Genomic DNA, 21799 nt, shown 5'->3' with positions numbered 1-21799 from the left:
ATTCACATGAAAATGCCCAGTTTAAATACGCAGATTTTAATTGGTGCAGTGGTTGGCGTTTTAACCGGCTTATATTTTCATCAGCTTGGTGCGAATCATCAGCTTGTGCAAGCGGGGCTTTATGCTTCTGGTTTAATCGGTACTTTGTTTATCGATTTACTCAAGATGATTTTGATTCCACTGGTGTTTTGTAGCATTGCGGTGGGCATCGCAAACTTGCGGCAACACCAAAAAATACACAGTGTTTGGATAACAACGCTGCTGTTTTTTGCGCTCACCACATCAATCGCCATTACGCTTGGTTTAGCCGCCAGCAACTATTTTAAACCTGGTGCGGGTTTAGAGATCTCTCTTTTTGCAGATGCCATGCAAAACTTCAAAGCGCAGCAACTGCCTTTGCCTGAGTTTTTTGCACAGTTTCTGCATGGTTTATTTGTCAATCCTTTTACTGCTATGGCAAATGGTCAAGTGTTGGCAGTCGTGATGTTTGCATTGATTTTAGGCGTTGCTTTAGTGGTAGGCGGTGATCGTTATAAAAATATCTTAGCGCTTTTGCAAGAAGGTTTAGAGCTCACCATGCGCATGGTGAGCTGGGTTATGGTGTTAGCGCCTTTCGGTATCGCCGCGTTGTTAGTCAAGCTTGTCGCCACGCAAGATACAGCCATGTTGGGCATTATGGCGAAATTTATGACCATGGTAATTGGCATCACTTTGCTGCACGGCGTAGTGATTTTGCCGCTACTTTTATATTTGATTACTGGCAAAACGCCATTATGGTTTTGGCGCGGCGCGCGTGAGTCGCTCATTACCGCATTTGCCACCAGCTCAAGCTCCGCTACTTTGCCCGTCACCATGCGCTGCACCACGCAACATTTACACGTTAAGCCAGAAATCGCCGGTTTTGTAGTGCCGTTAGGCGCTACTGTGAACATGGATGGCACGGCTTTATATGAAGCCGCCGCGGCTTTATTTATTGCCAATCTAGTTGGCGTAGAGCTCAATTTAACGCAACAGTTAATCATATTTTTTACTGCAATGATAGCCGCAATAGGCGCGCCAGGTATACCAAGCGCAGGCATGGTTACCATGATAATGGTGTTGCAAAGCGTGGGTTTGCCAGTAGAAGCGATTGCGATTTTGTTACCAATAGATAGATTGCTAGATACCATACGTACAACTGTGAATGTGGAAGGCGATATGATTGGCAGCTTAGTGGTGCAAAAACTGGTGGATAAAGCGAATTAAATTGGTTGCGGTAATGTGTTAACTTAACCATCAAACAATCAGCAAAAAATTCATTCAATAGTGTGTTTTATAATGATTCACATGTGCCTGTAATACGTACTTTCTTGAGAACTTATTTTGATAATATTGTTTATATTCAAAATATTGCATCCAAATTTTCTAAATTAAACAAACCAAATGTTAAACAATTGAGATAGTTAACTATGCTACATTTTCACAAAGCTGAACTAGTGGATGCGCAAGAAATCGCTGCGCTGGTTAACTCCGCTTATCGCGGCGAAAGCAGTCGCGCAGGTTGGACAACCGAAGCTGATTTATTAGATGGCTTGCGCACCACCACGCCAGAAATCGGTAACCTAATTAAACGCGAAGATGCATTTATATTAATCGGTGTGCTAAACGATCAAATCGTCGCCACAATTTGCTGTGAGCTACAAATTATCGCAGGCAAAAGCACCGCACATTTCGGCATGATAGCCGTCAAGCCAACCTTGCAAAATCGTGGCTACGGTGTAGAAATCATTCAAGCGGCAGAAGCCATGACGCTAAGACAATGGCGCGTTGCAGGCTTTCACATGGCAGTCATTTCCATCCGCAACGAACTCATCGCCTTTTACGAACGGTTGGGATTTATGCGCACTGGTGAATTTAAAGACTTTCCCATTGAACCAGCACTTTGGCAACCCAAAGTAGAGGGCTTGAATTTGGAGTATTTGGCGAAAGTGATTAATCGATAAGTTTTAACAGTTTTAAACTAAGCTCAATATAATTGAGCTTAGTGCTTTTATAGCTTGTATTATAATAATCAATTTTTGGTAAGACAGCTTTGTATTAACAGTTACTTAGACTTTAATTTTACGCCAGTCAAAATACGGTCCTGGATCAGTTTTTCTGCCTGGTGCGATATCGGAATGACCAACAATATGCTGAATGGGATAGGTTATTTTTAGGCCATCAATCAATTGTTGTAGCACGGTATATTGAGCCACTTCAAATGCCTCAAAATCACTGCCTTCCAATTCGATGCCGATTGAGAAATCATTACAGCGTTCACGGCCAAGCCAGTTTGATACGCCTGCATGCCATGCGCGCTGCAAGCAAGACACAAATTGAATCAATTCGCCATCACGTCGAATGAAGAAATGTGATGACACCTTGCGCGTGTAAATCTCGGCGTAATAGGGATGTTCATTTGGGTTAAGTGTATTGGTAAATAATTCAACTACGCCGTTACCGCCGTATTGGTTGGGTGGCAGACTGATATTGTGGATAACAATCATGCTGATTTCTGGTATTAGATTATCAGCGCTATTTTCAACGTTGCCATCACTATTAGCACGCTTATCAAAATTGGGCGAAGCGATTTGTTTGGCGCTGTTTGCGAAACCATTTTTGTTGATTTTTATTTCAGCCATAATTGATGCTAAATACGATTAATCCGATAAAATACCATCTTACCTAATTTTTAGAGATGTTTAAGCATGGTTTTCTTACAGTTATTTGCAATGCTGATTGTTATTCTAATCGCGGCAGAAGTGTTTACCAACGCGCTTGAACATTTGGGCGAAAAGTTGGGCATTTCAGAAGGTGTGACGGGCTCGCTATTTGCGGCAGTTGGTACAGCGTTGCCAGAAACCATGGTGCCGTTACTAGCGATTTTTGCAGGCACATCTAGCATGGCGACCAATCATGAAATCGGCGTGGGCGCTATTTTAGGCGCGCCTTTAATGTTAGCGACTTTATCGCTTAGTTTGATGGCGCTTTCCGTGTATAAAAGCCGTGGTGCAAGCGGGCATTTACGCCCAGAGCGCACAGGCTTAACGCGCGATATTAACTATTTTATCGTTGCGTTTATATTGGCCGCCGCGGCGTTATATGTGCCGCATGACGATAAATTGATTCGCTATGGCTTGGGATTTGCGATGGTGCTGATTTATGTGGTGTATGTGTGGCAAACTTTGCGTGCCTCAAAAAGTTTAGTTGAAGAAGGCCACGCCACACAAGCGCACAGCGAGATGTTTTTAGGCCGCATTGGCTTGCCAACCAATACTTTCACCATCACATTACAGATTATCATCGGTTTGGCTTTGTTGGTTGCAGGCGCAAAAGGCTTTATTAATGGCGTCGATGAAGCATCAAAAATACTGGGTATTTCAGCGTTAATGTTATCTTTGCTGATTATTCCAATCGCAACCGAATTGCCAGAAAAAGTGAACAGCATTTTATGGATTCGCAAAGGAAAAGACACGCTGGCATTCGGCAATATTACCGGTGCAATGGTGTTTCAAGGCACATTGTTACCAGCAATCGGTATTACATTAACGCCTTGGGAACCGCGACCAGAAGTGGTTTGGGGGCTTGTAATCACATTGCTTGCGGCGCTTTGGATGCGTTATCTGCTACACAAAGGTGGTATCCGCGTGTGGCATTTGCTTGTTAACGGCGCAATGTATGCGACTTATTTGGTGATTGCGCTTAGTTAGAGTTGTTTATAAATAAGGATTAATGAATAACGACATTCATTAATCCTGACCAACTACTTAATCGTACAGACTTTCATCCGACATATCCGTATCGTCATCTTTAGCCAGCCCCAACTTGGCTAATCGATATCTTAAGGTTCTAAAGCTAACGCCCAACAATTTAGCAGCTGCGGTTTTATTATTATTAGCTTTAGCTAATGCTTTTAAAATCGCACGCTTTTCAATATCTTCTAAATATTCTGATAAACCTAATTCCAGCGTTTTGCCTGAATCACCTTTGCCTAAATCACTTTTGTTAAGATCAAAAGTGATTTTGTCTTCTGCTCTAAATTTAAACTCTTGATCCATCAATAAATCATCGGTGCAGATTTTCTGCCCATCACATAAGGCCAATGCGCGTTCTAGCATATTTTCTAGCTCGCGCACATTGCCGTCAAAATGCAATTTCCCAATTAGCTTAGCCGCACTTTCTTCTAATGCCGGCATTGTAATGGCTTGTGAATCACAGAGTTTTTGCAATAATTTTTGTGTTAACTCTGGTATATCTTCTGGGCGATCTCTTAAAGCGGGCATTTTCAACTGAATCACATTTAAGCGGTAATATAAATCTTGCCTGAACAAGCCGTTGCTCATCATATCGCTCAAGTTTTTATGCGTGGCGCTGATGATGCGCACATCTACACTTTCTTCAGCAGTGCCCCCAACGGTGCGCACTTTTTTCTCCTGAATTGCGCGTAATAATTTAACTTGCATGGCTAGCGGCAAATCAGCGACTTCATCTAAAAAAAGCGTGCCGCCATTAGCTGCTTGAAATAAGCCAGAAGTATCTTGTACTGCGCCTGTAAAAGCGCCTTTTTTATAACCGAAAAACTCACTTTCCATTAGGTTTTCGGGTATCGCGCCACAGTTAACTGCGACAAAAGATTTATCGCGTCTGGAGCTATTGCTGTGAATAAGTCTTGCTGCTAACTCTTTGCCGCTACCAGATTCGCCGCTGATGTACACAGGTGCTTGGCTACGCGCGAGTTTTGCAATCATGGTACGCACATAATCCATGGCAGGCGATTTGCCAATCAAATCAACCGTATTTTGCGTTTGTTTGACGTCCGAACTGGATAGTTTAAGTGCAGATTCCACTAACGGGCGCAGTTGTTTCAGGGAAATGGGCTTGGTTAAATAGTCAAAAGCGCCCGCTTTTAAAGCAGAAACGGCGTTTTCGGCACTACCATAAGCGGTAATCACCGCAACAGGCAAGCCAATATAATTGGCTGCGATATGTTGTACTAATTCCAGCCCTAATCCGTCTGGCAGGCGCATATCAGTCAGACATAAATTGTAGCTTTGGCTGGCCAATAATTGTTTGGCTTCGGCAAGGTTGCTAGCGCTATCCGCTCTAATATCCATGCGCTCTAGCGTTAAAACCACTAGTTCACGAATATCCGTTTCATCATCTACCACTAAGCAGTTAAATTGCGCCATTAAATTTAAGCCTTTTTGATGTAAATGATAAATTGCGTGCCAATATTGGATGTTGCGAGACTCGTTGGCGTTTTATGTTGCAGTTTTGCGCCATTCGCATCGGCCAGTTCGCGCGCGATGTAAAGCCCCAAACCAGTGCCGGATTTTTCTGTGGTAAAAAACGGTTCAAACAAATGACTGCGGACGTTTTCTGGTATGCCACTACCATCATCGTTAATTTCAATTTGCACAGTCTGTATTTTTATCGATACTAATAATTTTAAGCTGTTTTCATTTTGTTGCGAATGCCGCCAGCCATTTTTGCACAGGTTCCACAAAATTTGGTTTAAATGCCTACGGTCAAAAGAAATCACAGTATCTTGAATTTTTTCTAGCGCATTCAGTTCTAATTTAAAACATCGCGGCGGAATTTTTTCTACCGCACAAAATTGCGTATAAAAATCGGTAATAAAATTCCCAAGGTGAATCATTTCTTGATTGGTACGATCACGCCGATTTAGCTCTAATACATCCTTTATAATTTGGTCAACACGCTGAACATTGTCGCCAATGATTTGCAGCATACGCTTCGTTGCAGCGTCGTTATCCTCTTCCTGCAACAGTTGGTTAGCGTGGCTAATCGCGCTCAGCGGATTACGAATCTCATGCGCAATATTGGCCGTAAGTCGTCCAAGAGCGGCCAATTTAACTTGGTGTGCTTGTGTTTGCATTTGTGACCAATCCTCAATAAAGATCACCGCGCCTTGTTGGCGATTATCACTAACAGGCAAAAACCTCAGTCTTAACTCACGTGATAAAGCATTCAGTTTTAAAATGTTAGCTTGAATATTGGGTTGCATATTCGGCAGGATATTTTCTAGTGTATTTTCTGTTTCAGACATCCAATTTTGCAGCATTTTACTAATGTCTGGTGAAACGTCTTTTAACGAATTTTCCTGCCAATTATCTGCATTGCTGTTGTCTGTATTGCTATATAAGCCTAATAAGGTTCTAGCTTGCATATTGTGGTGTTTAATTTGAAAGTTTTGATCGACTACTAATACACCATCATGCATTTCATGTGTGATTAATGCGTTAATCTGCGCCAGATTTTTGACATCTAAACCGCGTTGTGAGGCCAGCAATTCACTTTGTTGAACACGCTTAGCCAAACTATACGCCAGCCATGCAGTCGCAAAACAACTTAAGCTTAGCATCACTGCACCTGTATAACTTTGAATCTCTCTATCGATTATCAGCATCAGATAGGTTTGCTCAATTAATATACCAATCGTGGCGAGCGCTGCGTAAAACAGTGCCAGACGGCCCTCGCTGATTAAACTTGCGCTGGCAATAGTGACAATCAGCAATAAACCCACACCGCTTACGCCATCTTGCTGTGCATGCATTAACAACACAATAAAAATGATATCGATAATGATTTGAGCAGGCAGATTGAAATCGATATTGGGTTTTTCCAGCGAAGTTAAAATGGCAGATATACAGCTAAAAATAAAGTAGCCTAATACCAAGTTTGAAAATAAATATTTTTCGCCAATTTGTAAAAGATGGCCTTCACTCATCGTGCTTTGCGTGATTAAAAACATCAATGCAATCACCAGACGATAGACGTTATAAAGCTTTAAACTGCGCCAGCGAGTAGCGGTAATGGTGGCGTCAATATTGGAGATTAGCTCAATGACCATTTTTTATTATCTAGATGTTCTGGGTATTTTATTGTTTGCGATTGGGCTCTGTATTATTGCATTCGGGATTATTGCAAGTAACAAGATTGTTTTTGATATGGCTGTCCGATTCGGGCACATGCAGGCCACACTGTGAACATTGGACGATCTGTTCAGCCGATTTTTCATTATGATCAGATTTGTTTGCAGCTGAATTTCTTAATTCGGAGTTGGCAATGATGCGCTTAATTACCGCGTAAAGTATCCAAACTAATAAGATTAACAGTAGAATTCGTGCCATATTTTTCCCAAATCACAAATGTGTTTTAACAACAAGGATTGTAACCAAAAGCGTGCCAGTTACAAGCTTATTAAGGCTGCTCGAATCTAAATCTAAGCCTAAATCAAGCTAAAACCCAAGTCAGCATAAAACCTAAAACTGTTATACTGATAGTAACAATTTAATCACTCATCTCATGGCTAGTTCTCAAGAATTATCAGATTTTTTGCGCGATGTAGAGCGCCGCGCATTTAAGCAAACCGTATACGCGGTGCGCGAAGAGCAGGCCGCATTGGATATCGTGCAAGATTCGATGTTAAAGCTTGCCGAAAAATATGCCGATAAACCTGTCACAGAATATCCCATGTTGTTTCAACGTATTTTGCAAAATACCATGCGTGATTTTTGGCGCCGGCAGAAGGTACGCAATTTATGGACAACCTTACTTTCCTCCTTTGGTGCAGGGCAAGATGGCGAAGACGATCATGATCCGTTAGAGACGATTGACGTGGAAGATGAGTCTGAAAATCCGATGACGCAACTTGAACGCAGTCAAACCATGAAGGTGATTGAAAAAGCCATTGAAAAATTACCAGCACGTCAACGAGAAGCCTTCATATTGCGTTATTGGGAGGATATGGACGTTGCGGAAACTGCCCAATCGATGGGTTGTTCACAAGGCAGTGTTAAAACACATTGCTCTCGTGCAGTTCACACATTAGCCGCCATTCTGGAAAAACAAGGCTTGGGCGCACGCGCAATCGCACATTTAGGAGCAGGATCATGATGGAAGACAACATGAATCAGGACAAATCAGACAGTTATTTAGCTGATCATGCCGCAGAAGATATTCAGGGCAAACAAATCGCTGATTTGTTAAACAGTCATGCCAAAAATTTAAGTCTACGCACTTTGAAACAACTGGAAAATGGGCGTGAGCAAGCAGTTAAAGCGCATATCCAACAAACGGGTGCAATCAATCGTGATGGCACGATTAGTGGCATGGTTTATTGGGCGGAACATCATCGCATTGCAACCACAGGCATGTTATTGGCGGCAATTGTCGCTGGGTTTGTATTAACACAAGCTTTTAGTCAAAATATTGAGCACGGCGATGCGTTTTTATTGGGTGCAGAATTGCCGCCAGAAGCATTTGTTGATACGGCTTTTGAGCCATCATTAAATACTGCACACGCAAAGCTTTAAGGAGGCAATAAAACATTCGTTATAAAATTGATCACAAAAATGGCCTTAATAAAATTTAAGGCTTTTGCCGTATTAGAATGATAAAAATATCTTAAAAAAATTCTTAAAAGAAACTGACCGTAATGAATAAAATTTTATTGTTGCTATTACTCGCTGCAAGCCATTTGAATGCGCAAGAAACCATCAATCACAATCAGCCGATAAACTTGGCGATGGGCGATATTGGTAGCATTAAATCTTCACTGAATGATAGTTCAACTAGTCAAGCATCCACTAAAACCTGGGCGCAATTATCGGATGATCAACGTAAAGTGTTATCACCGTTGGGCGCTGAATGGGATACTTTGCGCCCTTGGCAGCGCGAAAAAATGTTGGATATCGCTAAAGATTATCCAAAAATGGATGCGCAAAAACAGCAACGTGTGCAAAAGCGCTTAAATAGTTGGAGTCGTATGACGCCTTATGAGCGCGAAAATGCGCGTAAGCGCTATCAACAGTTTTATGCATTAAGTCCAGAGAAGCAAGATGAAGTGCGCAAAAAGTGGGCGGATTATCAAAAGCTATCTGAAGCGGATCGCGAAAAATTGCGCAAAGAATCGCCTGAGCTAGATTACGATCCTGACTTTGATTAAAGACCTGATTTCGATTAAATAAAGCTCAAGTTTAAACATTAAGTTTAGATGTATGATAAAAAAGCCCACTTAACCATTAAAGTGGGCTTTTTTATATGAAAATAATGGTTAACTTAATCGGCAAATAAGCTAAAAATGACGATTAAGAAACCATGAATAAGAAGATGACTAAAATACGATGATCAAAACTGTAATGAATATAAGTTACTTTCGATTTTTTGCCGCTTGTGTATACGAGTTGCTACTATTAATTGCGTTATGGTTTATAGCGGCTTTAATATTTATAGCCATATTCGGCGATGCCACTCATTCGTATAAACGCTTTTTATTGCAGTTTTTTTTGTGGTTGGTGACAGGCGCCTATTTTGTCTGGTGCTGGAGTAAAAGCGGGCAAACTTTGGCAGCACAAACTTGGAAAATAAAGCTGGTGAATCAAGCAGGTGCGACACTTAGTATAAAAGAATCCGTTATTCGATATGTGCTTGCTAGTTTATCGGCGCTGCTATTCGGGCTAGGTTTTATATGGATTTTTGTTGATAAAAACCAATTGTATCTACATGATAGATTATTGAAATCGCGCTTTATTTTTGTGGATAAAAACTAACGGTTATCAGCTGATCATTATCAACGTCGTTCCACAATAAATAGCATGCCTAAGCCCGCTATTAAAAATAAAATGGTGGGTATGATCGCGCTCATTAATGGTGGCCAATCGTTTAAAACGCCTAAGTGAATAAATACGCGATTCATGATTTGATACACCACGCCAAGCAACACGCCAATAAAGATTTTAGTACTAGCGCCACCAGAACGTTGCTGCAAAAAACCAAACGGCAATGCCAGCACCACCATCACCATACAAGCTAGCGGGTAAATCATCTTGGCCCACAAAGCCACTTGATAACGTGTGGTCTTTTGTTTATTGGTCTGTAAGTGATTGATAAATGAGTAGAGATTCCACGCAGACATTTTTTCTGGCGCGACTAACAGTACATTCAGCAACTCTGGTCGAATCAGTGATTTCCAGTTAGCCTCACTAAAAAATTGCGTCTGTACGTTATTGAATTGCACTTTTTCAAACGTGTTGAATTTTGTTTGTGTTACTTTAGATAAGTGCCAGCGTTCGTTTTCAAACGCACCATTTTTAGCGTTGCTAATGCTGCGCAACCTGAAGTTTTCATCGAATTCATAAATATGGATATTGACTAGACTTGCATCTGGCAGAACAGTCTCTACGTTAACGAAACTTCTGCCATCTTTTACCCACAAGCCAGTTTTAAAGTCTTGGGCAACAACAGAATCAGTGGCTTGAATGCGCATGCGTTGCGCCATTTTTTCGCTGATTGGCGTGATTAACTCGCCCACAATAAAAGTAACAACTGTAAATAAAAAACCGATTTTAATTAATAACCAACCGATATCTGTAACAGATAAACCGCTTACGCGCATGACGACCAGCTCGGAATTTCTGGCTAAAGTGCCCAGGCTGTACATCATGCCAACCAATACTGCCACAGGTACTACTTCGTATATATGTCCAGGAATACTTAACAGCACAAACACCAGTATTTTGCTGATGCCGTAATCGCCGCGCCCAAGCGTGTCCAGTTCTTGAATCAGATCAAAGAATGAGAACAATGCCAGTAAACCCAGCATGATCATCAAGATGCTAATGCAGCATTCTTGCCAAAAGTAACGATTAAAAATATTCATGCTAATTGATGGTTAAGTTTTAGGTTTGGATTTTAACCAATTGCCTGGCCAAAAAAGCGAAAAGAAACTAGGAATAATCGGTAACAAATAAGTGCGGCGATAGTACATGTAAAACGCTAATAGCAAAAAGAAAACGTGTACAGGCCATAATCCAACTAAAGGGTTTAAACGTCCTTGCGTAACCCAAGCTTGAAAAATACTTAAAATATTGTTGTAGATAATATAAATAAGTAACGCAAACATCAGGTTAAGTGAACGACCTGCGCGTGGATCGACAAAGCTTAATGGCACCGCCAATAAAACCAATATTAATGCAGAAATAGGAATCGCTAATCGCCATTGTAATTCTGCTTGGCCTGCCGGTGTTTGGCTGTTTAATAGCTGTTCAGTTGAAAGTGCATTGGTAGAATTAGGTTCGCGCGCGACTTCTTTAGTTTCAATGCGGATAGCGTAACGGTCAAACTCAGTGGTTGAAACTTCAGCCGTATTGGGCTTGGCTTCATAACGACGACCTTTTTCTAGTACGATAAAGTTGTCACCATTTTTGACTTTGTCTCTATGCCCAGTAGACGACACAACCACGCCAGTTTTTTGATGCTGTGTGGTTTGAATGAAAATATTCTTGACCACGTTACCTAATTGATCGAAGCCTTCAATAAAATAAATACGATCACCAGCATTGGATTCTTTAAATACACCTGGGCTGATGGAAGCCAATTCATCGCGACTTTTCAGTTGTACACGGTAATCTTCCACTTTTTGTGTAGCCCAAGGCATCACAAAAAAACTCAGCAAGAAAATCACTACAGTAACAGGTGCTGCAAAATTTAAGATGGGCCGTATCCAATTGCTCACGCTAAGCCCAGAACTAAACCAGACCGCCATTTCAGAATCACGATGCCAGCGTGTTAACGTCATCAGCACACTTAAAAAAATCGTCAGCGATAAAATCATGGGCAGGAACTTAACCATGTTAAAACCTAACAAAGTAGTGATGGCGTCATTTGGAATCCAGCCTTTTGCAGCACTACGCACCAAAGCACCTGCACGTTGCGCGATGACGATGCCCATCAGAATTAAAAATAACCCGCCGGCGGTGCTGATCAATTCATGTGATAACGATTTTTTGAATATACGCAATTTAAAATTGTTCCAAATTGGACTTAACCAATTTTTAAGTACTGTTTTTTTAGAGAACTGTTTTTACAGACCATTGTTTAAAGCTGTTGTTCGAAATGAATGTTCAAATTTAGGCTTTGATTTCGCCCCAAAACGCTGGATAATTGATTAAAACTAACTAGAACTTATTTAGTTAAAACTAAAAGCACTCAATCTATAAAGCACTTAAATTTATTAAGATCATTTATCTATAAGCATTTACTTATAAGGACAAGCAATGGAATTTAGCATAAAAAATGGAAATCCTGAAAAACAACAATCAGATTGCGTTATTGTAGGCGTTTTTGAGGGCAATAAGCTAACCGATGCTGCCAAAGAGTTAGATAAAGCGTCCAATAAAGCCATTAGCAAGGTATTAAAAAATGGTGATTTTGAAGGCAAGTTGAATTCGACATTAGTGTTGCATCAATTAACTGATATCACCGCCACGCGCGTGTTATTGGTCGGCTTAGGCAAGCAAGATGAGTTTACCGAAAAGCATTATCGCCAAGCAGTACGTGCAGCGATTAAAGCGACGCCAAAGGGCGTGGCGAATGCCAGCTTCTTTTTAACTGAAATCGCGATAAAAAAATCAGACACGCATGCCAAAGTAGCGCATTTGGTAGAGGTGGCATTAGATGCAACTTATATTGTGAATGCGATTAAGGCGAAAAAAGCTGATGCCTGCACATTAACTGAAATCACCATTCATGTAGATAAATCTGAAAATACTATTGCTGATGCTGCTGTTAAACAAGGTCGTTCTATTGGCGTTGGTGTGACTTTAGCCAAAAATTTAGGTAATTTGCCGCCAAATATTTGCACGCCGACTTATTTGGGTGAGCAAGCCAAAAGTTTAGCCAAACAATATGGTTTTAAAGTAGAAGTGTTAGAACAAGCTGAAATTGAAAAGCTAGGAATGGGTTCATTTTTAGGCGTTGCCCAAGGCAGCGTGGAGCCGCCGCGTTTAATTGTATTGCAACACTTAAACGGCAAAAAAGGCCAAAAACCAGTGGTGTTAGTTGGTAAAGGTATCACGTTTGATACAGGCGGTATTTCATTAAAACCAGGCGCTGATATGGATGAAATGAAATACGATATGTGTGGCGCTGCCAGTGTGTTCGGCACATTTAAAGCCATAGGCGAACTGAATTTGCCACTGAATGTTGTGGGTATTATTCCAACTTGTGAAAACATGCCAGATGCAGGCGCGATTAAACCAGGTGATATTTTAACCAGCATGGCAGGTTTAACGATCGAGGTATTAAATACCGATGCTGAAGGTCGCTTGATTCTATGTGATGCGTTGACTTATGCCGAGCGTTTTGAACCAAGTGCAGTGGTGGATATTGCCACGTTAACTGGCGCGTGTGTGATTGCGCTAGGTCATCATCCAAGCGGTTTATTTAGTAACAAAGATGCCTTAGCCAAAGAGTTGTTAGAGGCTGGCGATGCCGCGCATGATCGCGCATGGCATATGCCATTGTGGGAAGAGTTTCAAAGTCAGTTAGACAGTAACTTTGCAGATATGGCAAATATTGGCGGGCGTGCTGGTGGCAGTATCACGGCGGCTTGTTTCCTGTCTCGCTTTGCTAAAAAATACGACTGGGCGCATTTGGATATTGCTGGCACTGCTTGGAAAAGTGGTAAGGAAAAAGGCGGTACAGGTCGTCCAGTGCCGTTATTGACTACATTTTTAATTCAACGTGCTAGTTAAAGTGCTGCTTAAACTGAATATTTTGGAAGCAAGCATTTAGCATGACGCGAATTGAATTTTATTCTAATGTGGCTGATAAAAAGCATCTGCTTTTAAGCCTGACAGAAAAGGCATTGGGTAAACATCGGCAAGTGACTGTGTTTACTGAAGACGCTACAAGTGCGGCTGATGTTTCTGATTGTTTATGGCAACATCAGCCAGCCAGTTTTTTGCCAAACGTGATGGCGGATAATGCGCATGTGGCTAAAACGCCTATTATTATCGTCTGTAAAACAAATGCAGCAGGGCAGATGGATAATGTATTACAAGACGAGTTGTTGATTAACTTAACACCACAAGAACCACCATTTTTCAGCCGCTTTACGCATTTGATTGAACTGGTGGGTATTGATGAATCCGATAAGCTAAGCGCACGTCAGCGCTACAAATTTTATCGCGATAGAGGCTATGAGATTCAACATATTGACCATGCAAAAAATGCAGACACTTAAAAACGCAGATTAGAGATTATTTTGGCAGACCATTCATCAGACAGCAAAATCCCAGTGCTCACAGAAGTGTATCAGCCCAAAATTAAGGCTGAACGCGCTGCAGAAACTGCGCAGGATTTTAAACCTCAAAGTAAACAAAGCGACCCAACTTTAGGTATCACGCCAGAGTTTATTGCACGCGTGACTAATCACGTTAGACCACGGCTGGAAGCGGATATTACACAAGCGGTTATTGAGGGTTTGCGTGATGCGATTAGAAAAGACGTCGTTAAAGATTTGCAAATTGAAATTGCAAAAACGCAGTCAGCCATTGAATCTAACATGGAAAATTTTATTGATAAAACCAAAGCTGATCTCAAAACTGAATTGCCGCGTATGTATCAAACCAGCGCAGAGCTAGTGCAAAGTAGCTTGGCCGATAAAATTGCTGGTATGCAAACAGCGGCGGTTACTCAAGTGGATAGAATTTTAACCGATGTGATGCAGTCAGCGACGCAAACTGCTGATGGTGAGATTAATACCTATGTAGAAGCGCTTAAAACTGATGCCATCGCGCGCATTCAAGGTGAGTTAAATCAAGATATGCAGGCGTTTCATAATGAGTCACTACAGCAGCATCAAGCGCTATTAACAAGTGACTTAGCGAATGCTTATCAAACGATTACACAATCAGCCGAACAAGACTTACAGCAGCAAATACAAACGTTGCAAACCGAATCATTAACACAAGTTCGTGCTGAGTTAAGTGAGGCGCTGCCTGCGATTTATAGTACTGCTGCAGAACAAGTAAAAGCGAATGTTGATGCGCTGAATAACGAGGCCAGCGAGCGTCTTAAAGTGGATTTGAGTGAAGGTATGCAGACATTCACTCAAGAGTCATTACAGCAATTTCAGGCGCAATTAAGCAGCGATTTATCGAATGCTTATCAAACCATTAAACAAACCGCAGAGCAAGATTTGCAACAACAATTGCAAGCGATGCAAACTGACGCGTTAACAAAAATTCGCGGCGATTTAGATGAGGCAATGCCTGCTATTTATACGATAGCTGCAGATGAAGTTAAAGCGAAATTCATCAATGAAATGACGACGCAAAGCTTGCTGGTAAAAGAGGAGTTTATAACCAAAGTAAATGGTGATTTGCCAGCAGTACAAGAGGTGCTGCATGCGAATATTCAACATATATTGGCTGGTGCATTGCCAGCTTTAGAAAATGATTTGCGCAGGCAATTAACGGATGAATTGCAAGAATTGCTACTTAAAGTAAAGTTTGTGTTGCCAAATTAAAAACTTATTGGCTTAACCAAAGTTAGTTTAATCCGTTAACTTTTCACTAAATCTGCATAAGCATCAGCAGTTAAAAAATGCGTTATAGCATTAGCATCAGTGGGTTTAAATTTAAATATCCACGCGGCATAAGGCTTATCGTTAATGCCTTCGGGTGCATTTAACAAATCATTGTTAATTTCAGTCACAACACCATCCATCGGCGCATGCAAATCTGAACCAGTCTTAACCGATTCAACCACACCACAAGGTTTACCATTTATCAGTACATCATGGATATTAGGTGGTTGAATAAACACAATGTCGCCCAATAAATCTTGTGCATAATCTGTGATGCCCGCCGACCATTCGCCAGTAGGCGATTGGCTCACCCATAAATGTTCTGCGGTGTAATATAAAGTGTCAGGATTTTTCATTGTATTTATTAAGCCATATTTTATTTAAAATGATTAATTAAACAGATCATTTGAACAATAGTAGATTGCAGTTGGTCTATGTATTTTCGCATAAAGACAACACTCGCACCTAATTTCGGATGTCTTTTAAAGCAGTTGTGTCAAAAAAGTCACAATATTTAATATGTTAATATTATTTTTACAAATATGCGCTAAGCTAATGACAAATAAACATTTTTTATATATTATCTATTTCAAATGTAGTTGAAATAAGGTCATTGAAATGAATAAGCTGTTAAAGAAAATCGTGTTGTTTTATGTGGCATTCTCGCTGGTAGCAATGCCAATTGAGACGTTGGCTGCGCAGAAAAAAGTCAATAAAACTGCCTCTAAAAGTCACAAAAGCACAGTAACTAAATCACGTGTAAAAACGACAATTAAAGGCGGTAAGGTACAAAAAGTCAATTTTAAGCCCCACGCATCAACTAAAGCGCGCACTTTTACACAATCAGAATATTTAGCTGCTGATCGTTACGATGGTAGCGGTATTTTACAATTAGCATCTGCAAAAGCGTTGATCATCAATCAAAATACAGGTGAAATCATCTACGCGAAAAACACCAACGCGCCTACGCCAATTGCTTCTATTACTAAATTAATGACCGCAATGGTGATGTTGGATGCAAATTTATCGCTGGATGACACGCTGACTGTTACCGATGAAGATGTGGATTATTTAAAAGGCAGTAGCTCAAGATTGAGCGTTGGTTCGGCATTAAGTCGTAGCGATATGTTGCAATTAGCGCTGATGGCATCAGAAAATCGCGCAGCTTCTGCAATATCCAGACATTATCCTGGCGGAAAATATGCGTTTTTTAAAGCGATGAATGCAAAAGCCATACAACTTGGTATGACAAACACTGAGTTTTTGGATGCGACAGGTTTAAATAGCCGCAACATATCAACTGCAGAAGATTTGGCGAAAATGGTAGAAGCTGCTTACCAATATCCAGAAATTAGAATGGCAAGTACAAGTCCGTCGCATGAGGTTTATATTAACCATCGTACTAGCCCCGTTAATTTTAACAACACTAATGGCTTAGTTCGCGGTGGTGAGTGGCAAATTGGATTGTCGAAAACTGGCTATATTACTGAGGCAGGCCGTTGTTTGGTTATGCAAGCGGAACTTGGTGGCGAACCAATGATTATTGTGCTGTTGGATTCAACCGGTAAATTAACGCGTATAGGTGATGCAAACCGTGTGCGTAAATGGGTGGAATATAACAGCGAGCCGAAAATGACAACAACTGGCCAAATAGATTTGCAGCTTAAATCTTTGCAAGCTAAACCTACACATAACAATGTGGCGATGTCAGGCAAGATTTCTTAAACTAGAGATACTTTAAGAGTAAGGCTGGTTTGAAATTTTAAATAGAATTACAACCAAATTAAAAAAACGGCTCTGAAGTAATTCAGAGCCGTTTTTTATACAACGTTTACACAATCATTTTAAGTGGTTATTTAGTGTTAACTATTAACCACTTAAATTAAGTAACTTTTATTCAGAAGCCAATTTTTTTGTGGAGGCTTTTTTAGCTGCTGGTTTCTTAGCGGCCACTTTTTTTACCGTTGCTTTAACCTTGGTATCTGATTTTTCAGCAACTTTTTTAACAGTGGCTTTCTTGGCAGCAGGTTTTTTAGCCGCTGGTTTTTTCTTGCTAGTTTTGCCCGTAGCTTCTTCTTTGGCTGCTTTTTCAGCCAACAAGCCAAGCGCTTCTTCCAATGTTAATGTTTCAGGCTCTATGCTTTTTGGCAGTGTTGCACGTAATTTTCCATGCTGTACATAAGGACCATAACGGCCAGCAAACACTTCAATTCTGCCTTCGCCAGATGGATGTGCGCCCAACTCTAATAATGGTGCAGGGCCAGTATTGGCGGCCGCTAGCAATGTAACTGCACCTGTTAAATCGATACTAAAAACACTATCGCTTTTTGGAATCGATTTGAATTTACCATCATGATTCACATAAGGCCCAAAGCGCCCAATATTCGCCACGATTTTTTTATTCGTTTCTGGATGCAAACCTAAATCGCGTGGCAGTGATAACAGCATATTAGCGATATCGATATTCACATTGGTAATCGGTATTTCTTTCGGAATACTGACGCGTTTCGGTTTTTTCTTTTCGCCTTCAATCGCCACACCAATTTGCAGATAGGGTCCATAAGGCCCATTCATTAAATAGATTTCTTTACCAGATTCAGCATCAGTACCAATCGTTACTGGATCAGCTCCTGCTTGTGCCGTTCCGTTCAAACTACGTTTATAGTCACATTTTGGCTCATCGTTATAGCCCGTACAGCCAATAAAACTACCAAAACGACTGAGTTGTTTTTGTAAGGGTTTGCCACATTTTGGGCAAGCTTCATCTATTAGCTCGTTGCCAGGTCTGTCTACATCGGCTTTACTGATAATTTGCGCATTAAAGCCTTGCCAGAATTCATCCATTAATGGAATCCACTCACGCGAACCATCGGCTACGCTATCCAGCGCATTTTCAAGATTGGCGGTAAAGTCGTAATCCACATATTTAGTGAAATGTTCGGTTAAGAATTTATTCACCACGCGACCTACATCGGTTGGCGTAAAGCGTTTCTTGTCCAAAATGACATATTCGCGGTCTTGCAAGGTGCTGATAATGCTGGCGTAAGTAGAAGGGCGGCCAATGCCGTATTCCTCTAAAATCTTCACTAAGCTCGCTTCGCCGTATCTTGGCGGTGGTTCGGTAAAATGTTGGTCGCCGTAGATTTTCTCAACATTCAGAATCTCGCCAGTTTCAAGGTGCGGTAACTTGCTTTCACCTTCTTCCTCTTCATCATCGCGGCCTTCCATATACACAGCAATAAAGCCTGGGAATACCAATGTCTGACCAGTGGCGCGGAATAGATTGGCCTCAGAACCAACACTTAAATCGACGCTCACTGCATCAAATTTGGCAGGTGACATTTGGCAAGCGAGCGTGCGCTTCCAAATCATTTCATATAATTTAAATTGCTCATCATTCAAATATTTGCGCATCGCGGTTGGATTGCGTGAAATATCGGTAGGACGAATCGCCTCATGCGCTTCTTGCGCATTTTTAGCTTTGGTTTTGTACATAATCGGCGATTTTGGCAAGTATTCTGCATCAAAATTCTTTTTGACATAATCGCGAATACTCATCACTGCTTCAGTCGCTAAGCTGAACGAATCGGTACGCATATAGGTAATCAAACCTGTTGTGCCAGAGCCTACATCAACGCCTTCATACAGTTGTTGTGCTACGCGCATCGCTCGGCTAGTGGTAAAGCCAAGTTTACGTACGGCTTCTTGTTGCAGAGTCGATGTGGTAAATGGCGCGGCAGGGCTGCGGCTACGTTGCTTTTTCTCAACGCGCGAAACAGTGGTTTTGCCTGCGCTAGCGAGTAATAATTTGCCGACAATGTCAGCTTGCTGGTCATGATTAATGACGGTGAATTGCTCTACTTTTTCGCCATTTAATTGGATTAACTTGGCGTTAAAGCTATGCGTATGTTTCAGCGCATCTAAATGAATCGACCAATACTCTTGAGATTTGAACGCTTCAATCTCTAATTCACGTTCTACAATCAAGCGCAAAGCAGGGCTTTGCACGCGGCCTGCGGATAAGCCCCTGCGAATCTTTTTCCACAATAACGGTGATAAATTAAAACCAACCAAGTAGTCCAGCGCGCGGCGTGCTTGTTGCGCATTGACCAAATTCATCGCAATATCGCGTGGATTATCGATGGCGTGTTTTACCGCTGTTTGCGTAATCTCATTAAATTCAACGCGTTTTAATAGCTTGTTTTTAAGGAGTTTTTTCTCAGCTAGAATTTCGGCAATATGCCATGAAATCGCTTCACCTTCGCGATCAGGATCGGTTGCCAGATAGATGCTATCCGCATTTTTTACCGCACGCGTGATCGCATCCATATGTTTGGCATTACGCTCAATAATGTCGTATTTCATGGCGAAATGATTGTTAGGATCGACTGCACCATTTTTAGGAATTAAATCGCGAATATGACCATAACTGGCCAACACCTCAAAATCGTTACCAAGGTATTTTTTAAGCGTTTTTGCTTTAGAAGGTGATTCTACAATGAGTAGTTTTGACATTAATGCCTAAGATAATGGCTAAAAGTGAGTAATTGCGTAGATGATAGCAAGCTAATCGACTTGTAGACAATAAGTCAATGCAAAAAACCGATTATTTAATCATTTGCTCGGTTATTTGTATGTTGGCTTATTTGTTTCGGGTGAACTCAATACGTGTGCCATTGTTGCTGGCTAGACTTAATGCGCCGCTGGAATTTGTTGAAATATTTTCAGATTCTTTGGCTGCAATATCACCAAAAAGAGGATCTTCGTCGCAGGTCTTGGCTTGCGTTAAACTTTTAAAATCATATAAATTAGTATCTGCAAGGTGTGAAGGTTCTACATTACCAATCGCGCGGAAAATATTATTCACGCGACCAGGTTGCTCAATCTCCCATGCTTGCAACATATCTTTTACTTTTTGGCGCTGAAGATTTTCCTGACTGCCGCATAAATCGCACGGAATAATCGGAAACGCCATTTGTCGCGCATAGCTGGCGATATCTTTTTCAGCACAATAAGCTAAAGGGCGAATCACCACGTTTTGTTTATCATTAGTAGCCAGTTTTGGTGGCATGGCTTTTAATTTGGCGCCAAAAAACAGGTTAAGAAAAAGTGTTTCTACAATATCGTCACGATGATGTCCCAGCGCGATTTTATTCGCACCCAATTCTTTTGCAGTGGTGTAAATAATGCCGCGCCGTAAGCGTGAACAAAGACTACAAGTGGTCTTGCCTTCAGGAATTTTCTCTTTAACCACTGAATAAGTATCAGCCTCAACAATGCGGTAATCCACACCTAAATCTTTAAAATATTCAGGCAAAATATGCGCAGGAAAATTCGGCTGCTTTTGGTCCAAATTCATGGCAATAAGTTTAAAGTCGATCGGCGCACGCTCTTGCAAAGCCAATAACATCATCAACATGGTGTAACTATCCTTGCCACCGCTCATACACACCAAAACCGTGTCGCCGTCCTCAATCATGTTGTAATCGCCAATGGCCTTGCCAGTGGACGAAATCAAGCTATTGCGCAGCTTAATAAAGTTGTTGGAATGGTTTTCAGGCAAATGTTTAATCATATTGAGTGTTTATTCATGTTTGAAACTATAAATTTAAAGACCGCCCGCCATCCACCGCCAATACATGGCCTGTGATAAATGGTGCATCGGCTACCAAAAATTTGACTGCTTTGGCAATGTCTGATGCTTCGCCTACACGTTTGAGTAAAGTCTGTGAAATCACGCGTTGGCGATACACTTCATCAAATTGCGGATTATTTTCTGGCCATTGTACTGGCCCAGGCGCAACTGCGTTAACGCGTACTTCGGGGCTTAATTCATGTGCCAGTGATTTGGTAAGCGTCACTAAACCTGCTTTAGCCACGCTATAAACCACATAGCCTTTTTTCGGCCGTTCAATGTGCATGTCGGTGATATTCACAATGCAGCCGTGACTTTTGCGCAATTCTGTTGCAGCAGCTTGCGCTAAAAACATCGGTGCTTTTAGATTGCTGCCCATTAGATCTTGCCAGTTATCTTCGGTTATCGCGCCGATTTCAGTGGCGTAATAGCTGGATGCGTTGTTGATTAACACATCTAATTGGCCAAAATGTTTCACCGTTTCTTGCACCAAGCTAGGCAAAACCGCGATATTCAGTAAATCGCCTTGAATGATCGCCACAGAATTCGCGCGTTGCAAATTCAGTTCTGCTTGCAATGCGCGCGCTTCATTGGTGGATGATTTATAGTGAATCATCAATTGTGCGCCGCAAGCATGTAGCTCGCGACAAATCGCCGCGCCCACGCGTTTTGCGCCGCCAGTGATTAGCACGACTTTATTATCCAAGGTTTTATTGTGTAGAGACTGGCTCAATTTTTACTCACTTTAG

The 21799-nt window shown here is 41.4% G+C and carries 21 protein-coding genes; 11 read left to right on the top strand and 10 right to left on the bottom strand.

The annotated features are described in order from the left end of the window. The first annotated feature begins 6 nt into the window (after positions 1 to 6). Together METVE_RS0102920 and METVE_RS0102915 are read left to right on the top strand one after the other, a co-directional pair. Complete coding sequence (locus tag METVE_RS0102920; protein WP_020166953.1) at positions 7 to 1245, top strand: dicarboxylate/amino acid:cation symporter; 1239 nt, start codon at positions 7 to 9, stop codon at positions 1243 to 1245. Between the two features lie 203 nt (positions 1246 to 1448). Further along, positions 1449 to 1982, top strand: coding sequence for a GNAT family N-acetyltransferase (locus tag METVE_RS0102915; protein ID WP_020166952.1), 534 nt, complete (start codon positions 1449 to 1451; stop codon positions 1980 to 1982). Positions 1983 to 2087: 105 nt separating this feature from the next. Here the strand turns inward: METVE_RS0102915 and ampD are convergent, their stop codons facing one another. Beyond that, a complete protein-coding gene (gene ampD / locus METVE_RS0102910; protein ID WP_020166951.1) occupies positions 2088 to 2660 on the bottom strand; it encodes a 1,6-anhydro-N-acetylmuramyl-L-alanine amidase AmpD in 573 nt (190 codons plus the stop codon). A 66-nt stretch (positions 2661 to 2726) separates the two neighbouring features. Between ampD and METVE_RS0102905 the strand changes: the two genes are divergently transcribed. Then, positions 2727 to 3728, top strand: coding sequence for a sodium:calcium antiporter (locus tag METVE_RS0102905; protein WP_020166950.1), 1002 nt, complete (start codon positions 2727 to 2729; stop codon positions 3726 to 3728). Between the two features lie 57 nt (positions 3729 to 3785). Here METVE_RS0102905 and METVE_RS0102900 read toward each other — a convergent pair whose 3' ends face one another. Genes METVE_RS0102900 through METVE_RS12780 form a run of 3 tightly spaced genes read right to left on the bottom strand, consistent with a single transcriptional unit; the run spans position 3786 to position 7172 of the window. Continuing rightward, positions 3786 to 5207 carry a sigma-54-dependent transcriptional regulator gene (locus METVE_RS0102900; protein WP_020166949.1) on the bottom strand — a complete coding sequence of 474 codons (1422 nt, stop codon included), beginning with the start codon at positions 5205 to 5207 and terminating at the stop codon, positions 3786 to 3788. Between the two features lie 5 nt (positions 5208 to 5212). Further along, positions 5213 to 6892 carry a two-component system sensor histidine kinase NtrB gene (locus tag METVE_RS0102895; protein ID WP_020166948.1) on the bottom strand — a complete coding sequence of 560 codons (1680 nt, stop codon included), beginning with the start codon at positions 6890 to 6892 and terminating at the stop codon, positions 5213 to 5215. A gap of 28 nt (positions 6893 to 6920) precedes the next feature. Continuing rightward, a complete protein-coding gene (locus tag METVE_RS12780; protein ID WP_026361981.1) occupies positions 6921 to 7172 on the bottom strand; it encodes a PP0621 family protein in 252 nt (83 codons plus the stop codon). A gap of 175 nt (positions 7173 to 7347) precedes the next feature. On the opposite strand from METVE_RS12780, the gene METVE_RS0102885 reads away from it, so the two are divergent. The 4 genes from METVE_RS0102885 to METVE_RS0102870 all read left to right on the top strand — a co-directional run bounded on the left by METVE_RS0102885 (position 7348) and on the right by METVE_RS0102870 (position 9593). Continuing rightward, complete coding sequence (locus METVE_RS0102885) at positions 7348 to 7938, top strand: RNA polymerase sigma factor (RefSeq protein WP_020166946.1); 591 nt, start codon at positions 7348 to 7350, stop codon at positions 7936 to 7938. Continuing rightward, positions 7935 to 8357 (top strand): DUF3619 family protein, encoded by a 423-nt coding sequence (locus tag METVE_RS0102880; RefSeq protein WP_020184170.1) that lies wholly within the window; start codon positions 7935 to 7937, stop codon positions 8355 to 8357. Before METVE_RS0102885 ends, METVE_RS0102880 begins: the two co-directional genes overlap by 4 nt. A gap of 122 nt (positions 8358 to 8479) precedes the next feature. Further along, complete coding sequence (locus METVE_RS0102875) at positions 8480 to 8989, top strand: DUF3106 domain-containing protein (protein ID WP_020166944.1); 510 nt, start codon at positions 8480 to 8482, stop codon at positions 8987 to 8989. A 193-nt stretch (positions 8990 to 9182) separates the two neighbouring features. Beyond that, entirely contained in the window at positions 9183 to 9593 is a 411-nt protein-coding gene (locus METVE_RS0102870) for an RDD family protein (protein ID WP_232415366.1), read from the top strand. Positions 9594 to 9613: 20 nt separating this feature from the next. Here METVE_RS0102870 and lptG read toward each other — a convergent pair whose 3' ends face one another. Continuing rightward, positions 9614 to 10702 (bottom strand): LPS export ABC transporter permease LptG, encoded by a 1089-nt coding sequence (lptG, locus tag METVE_RS0102865; RefSeq protein ID WP_020166942.1) that lies wholly within the window; start codon positions 10700 to 10702, stop codon positions 9614 to 9616. Positions 10703 to 10714: 12 nt separating this feature from the next. Beyond that, positions 10715 to 11842, bottom strand: coding sequence for an LPS export ABC transporter permease LptF (lptF, locus tag METVE_RS0102860; RefSeq protein WP_020166941.1), 1128 nt, complete (start codon positions 11840 to 11842; stop codon positions 10715 to 10717). 256 nt (positions 11843 to 12098) lie between these two features. On the opposite strand from lptF, the gene METVE_RS0102855 reads away from it, so the two are divergent. The 3 genes from METVE_RS0102855 to METVE_RS0102845 are packed head-to-tail and all read left to right on the top strand — an operon-like array spanning position 12099 to position 15355. After that, positions 12099 to 13577, top strand: coding sequence for a leucyl aminopeptidase (locus METVE_RS0102855; RefSeq protein WP_020166940.1), 1479 nt, complete (start codon positions 12099 to 12101; stop codon positions 13575 to 13577). Positions 13578 to 13618: 41 nt separating this feature from the next. Next, complete coding sequence (locus METVE_RS0102850; protein ID WP_020166939.1) at positions 13619 to 14068, top strand: DNA polymerase III subunit chi; 450 nt, start codon at positions 13619 to 13621, stop codon at positions 14066 to 14068. Positions 14069 to 14089: 21 nt separating this feature from the next. Continuing rightward, positions 14090 to 15355 (top strand): hypothetical protein, encoded by a 1266-nt coding sequence (locus tag METVE_RS0102845; protein WP_020166938.1) that lies wholly within the window; start codon positions 14090 to 14092, stop codon positions 15353 to 15355. A 35-nt stretch (positions 15356 to 15390) separates the two neighbouring features. On the opposite strand, the gene METVE_RS0102840 is transcribed toward METVE_RS0102845, so the two are convergent. Beyond that, the gene (locus METVE_RS0102840; RefSeq protein WP_020166937.1) at positions 15391 to 15771 is read right to left on the bottom strand and encodes a glycine cleavage system protein H; all 381 of its coding nucleotides are present in this window, start codon (positions 15769 to 15771) and stop codon (positions 15391 to 15393) included. Positions 15772 to 16033: 262 nt separating this feature from the next. Here METVE_RS0102840 and pbpG point away from each other — a divergent pair, with 262 nt between their 5' ends. Further along, positions 16034 to 17140, top strand: coding sequence for a D-alanyl-D-alanine endopeptidase (gene pbpG / locus METVE_RS0102835; protein WP_020166936.1), 1107 nt, complete (start codon positions 16034 to 16036; stop codon positions 17138 to 17140). Positions 17141 to 17308: 168 nt separating this feature from the next. On the opposite strand, the gene topA is transcribed toward pbpG, so the two are convergent. From topA to METVE_RS0102820, 3 genes are all read right to left on the bottom strand, one after another. Continuing rightward, complete coding sequence (topA, locus tag METVE_RS0102830) at positions 17309 to 19930, bottom strand: type I DNA topoisomerase (RefSeq protein WP_020166935.1); 2622 nt, start codon at positions 19928 to 19930, stop codon at positions 17309 to 17311. Positions 19931 to 20057: 127 nt separating this feature from the next. Beyond that, the gene (gene ttcA, locus METVE_RS0102825; protein WP_020166934.1) at positions 20058 to 20990 is read right to left on the bottom strand and encodes a tRNA 2-thiocytidine(32) synthetase TtcA; all 933 of its coding nucleotides are present in this window, start codon (positions 20988 to 20990) and stop codon (positions 20058 to 20060) included. Positions 20991 to 21015: 25 nt separating this feature from the next. Continuing rightward, a complete protein-coding gene (locus METVE_RS0102820) occupies positions 21016 to 21756 on the bottom strand; it encodes a pteridine reductase (protein ID WP_020166933.1) in 741 nt (246 codons plus the stop codon). Between the last annotated feature and the right edge of the window lie 43 nt (positions 21757 to 21799).

The organism is Methylotenera versatilis 79 (assembly GCF_000384375.1).
Classification (GTDB): Bacteria; Pseudomonadota; Gammaproteobacteria; order Burkholderiales; family Methylophilaceae; genus Methylotenera_A; species Methylotenera_A versatilis_B.
Note: the sequence above shows the minus strand (reverse complement) of the source record. Positions and strands in the feature narration are given on the sequence as shown.

Bases quoted from the DNA above. Each gene is read 5' to 3' on its own strand.
- METVE_RS0102900 (WP_020166949.1), bottom strand. From the start codon at position 5,207: ATGGCGCAATTTAACTGCTTAGTGGTAGATGATGAAACGGATATTCGT.
- METVE_RS0102855 (WP_020166940.1), top strand. From the start codon at position 12,099: ATGGAATTTAGCATAAAAAATGGAAATCCTGAAAAACAACAATCAGAT.
- METVE_RS0102920 (WP_020166953.1), top strand. From the start codon at position 7: ATGAAAATGCCCAGTTTAAATACGCAGATTTTAATTGGTGCAGTGGTT.
- pbpG (WP_020166936.1), top strand. From the start codon at position 16,034: ATGAATAAGCTGTTAAAGAAAATCGTGTTGTTTTATGTGGCATTCTCG.
- ampD (WP_020166951.1), bottom strand. From the start codon at position 2,660: ATGGCTGAAATAAAAATCAACAAAAATGGTTTCGCAAACAGCGCCAAA.
- METVE_RS0102870 (WP_232415366.1), top strand. From the start codon at position 9,183: ATGAATATAAGTTACTTTCGATTTTTTGCCGCTTGTGTATACGAGTTG.
- METVE_RS0102840 (WP_020166937.1), bottom strand. From the start codon at position 15,771: ATGAAAAATCCTGACACTTTATATTACACCGCAGAACATTTATGGGTG.
- lptG (WP_020166942.1), bottom strand. From the start codon at position 10,702: ATGAATATTTTTAATCGTTACTTTTGGCAAGAATGCTGCATTAGCATC.
- METVE_RS0102875 (WP_020166944.1), top strand. From the start codon at position 8,480: ATGAATAAAATTTTATTGTTGCTATTACTCGCTGCAAGCCATTTGAAT.
- METVE_RS0102885 (WP_020166946.1), top strand. From the start codon at position 7,348: ATGGCTAGTTCTCAAGAATTATCAGATTTTTTGCGCGATGTAGAGCGC.
- METVE_RS0102895 (WP_020166948.1), bottom strand. From the start codon at position 6,892: ATGGTCATTGAGCTAATCTCCAATATTGACGCCACCATTACCGCTACT.
- topA (WP_020166935.1), bottom strand. From the start codon at position 19,930: ATGTCAAAACTACTCATTGTAGAATCACCTTCTAAAGCAAAAACGCTT.
- METVE_RS0102880 (WP_020184170.1), top strand. From the start codon at position 7,935: ATGATGGAAGACAACATGAATCAGGACAAATCAGACAGTTATTTAGCT.
- METVE_RS0102915 (WP_020166952.1), top strand. From the start codon at position 1,449: ATGCTACATTTTCACAAAGCTGAACTAGTGGATGCGCAAGAAATCGCT.
- METVE_RS0102850 (WP_020166939.1), top strand. From the start codon at position 13,619: ATGACGCGAATTGAATTTTATTCTAATGTGGCTGATAAAAAGCATCTG.
- METVE_RS0102905 (WP_020166950.1), top strand. From the start codon at position 2,727: ATGGTTTTCTTACAGTTATTTGCAATGCTGATTGTTATTCTAATCGCG.
- METVE_RS12780 (WP_026361981.1), bottom strand. From the start codon at position 7,172: ATGGCACGAATTCTACTGTTAATCTTATTAGTTTGGATACTTTACGCG.
- ttcA (WP_020166934.1), bottom strand. From the start codon at position 20,990: ATGATTAAACATTTGCCTGAAAACCATTCCAACAACTTTATTAAGCTG.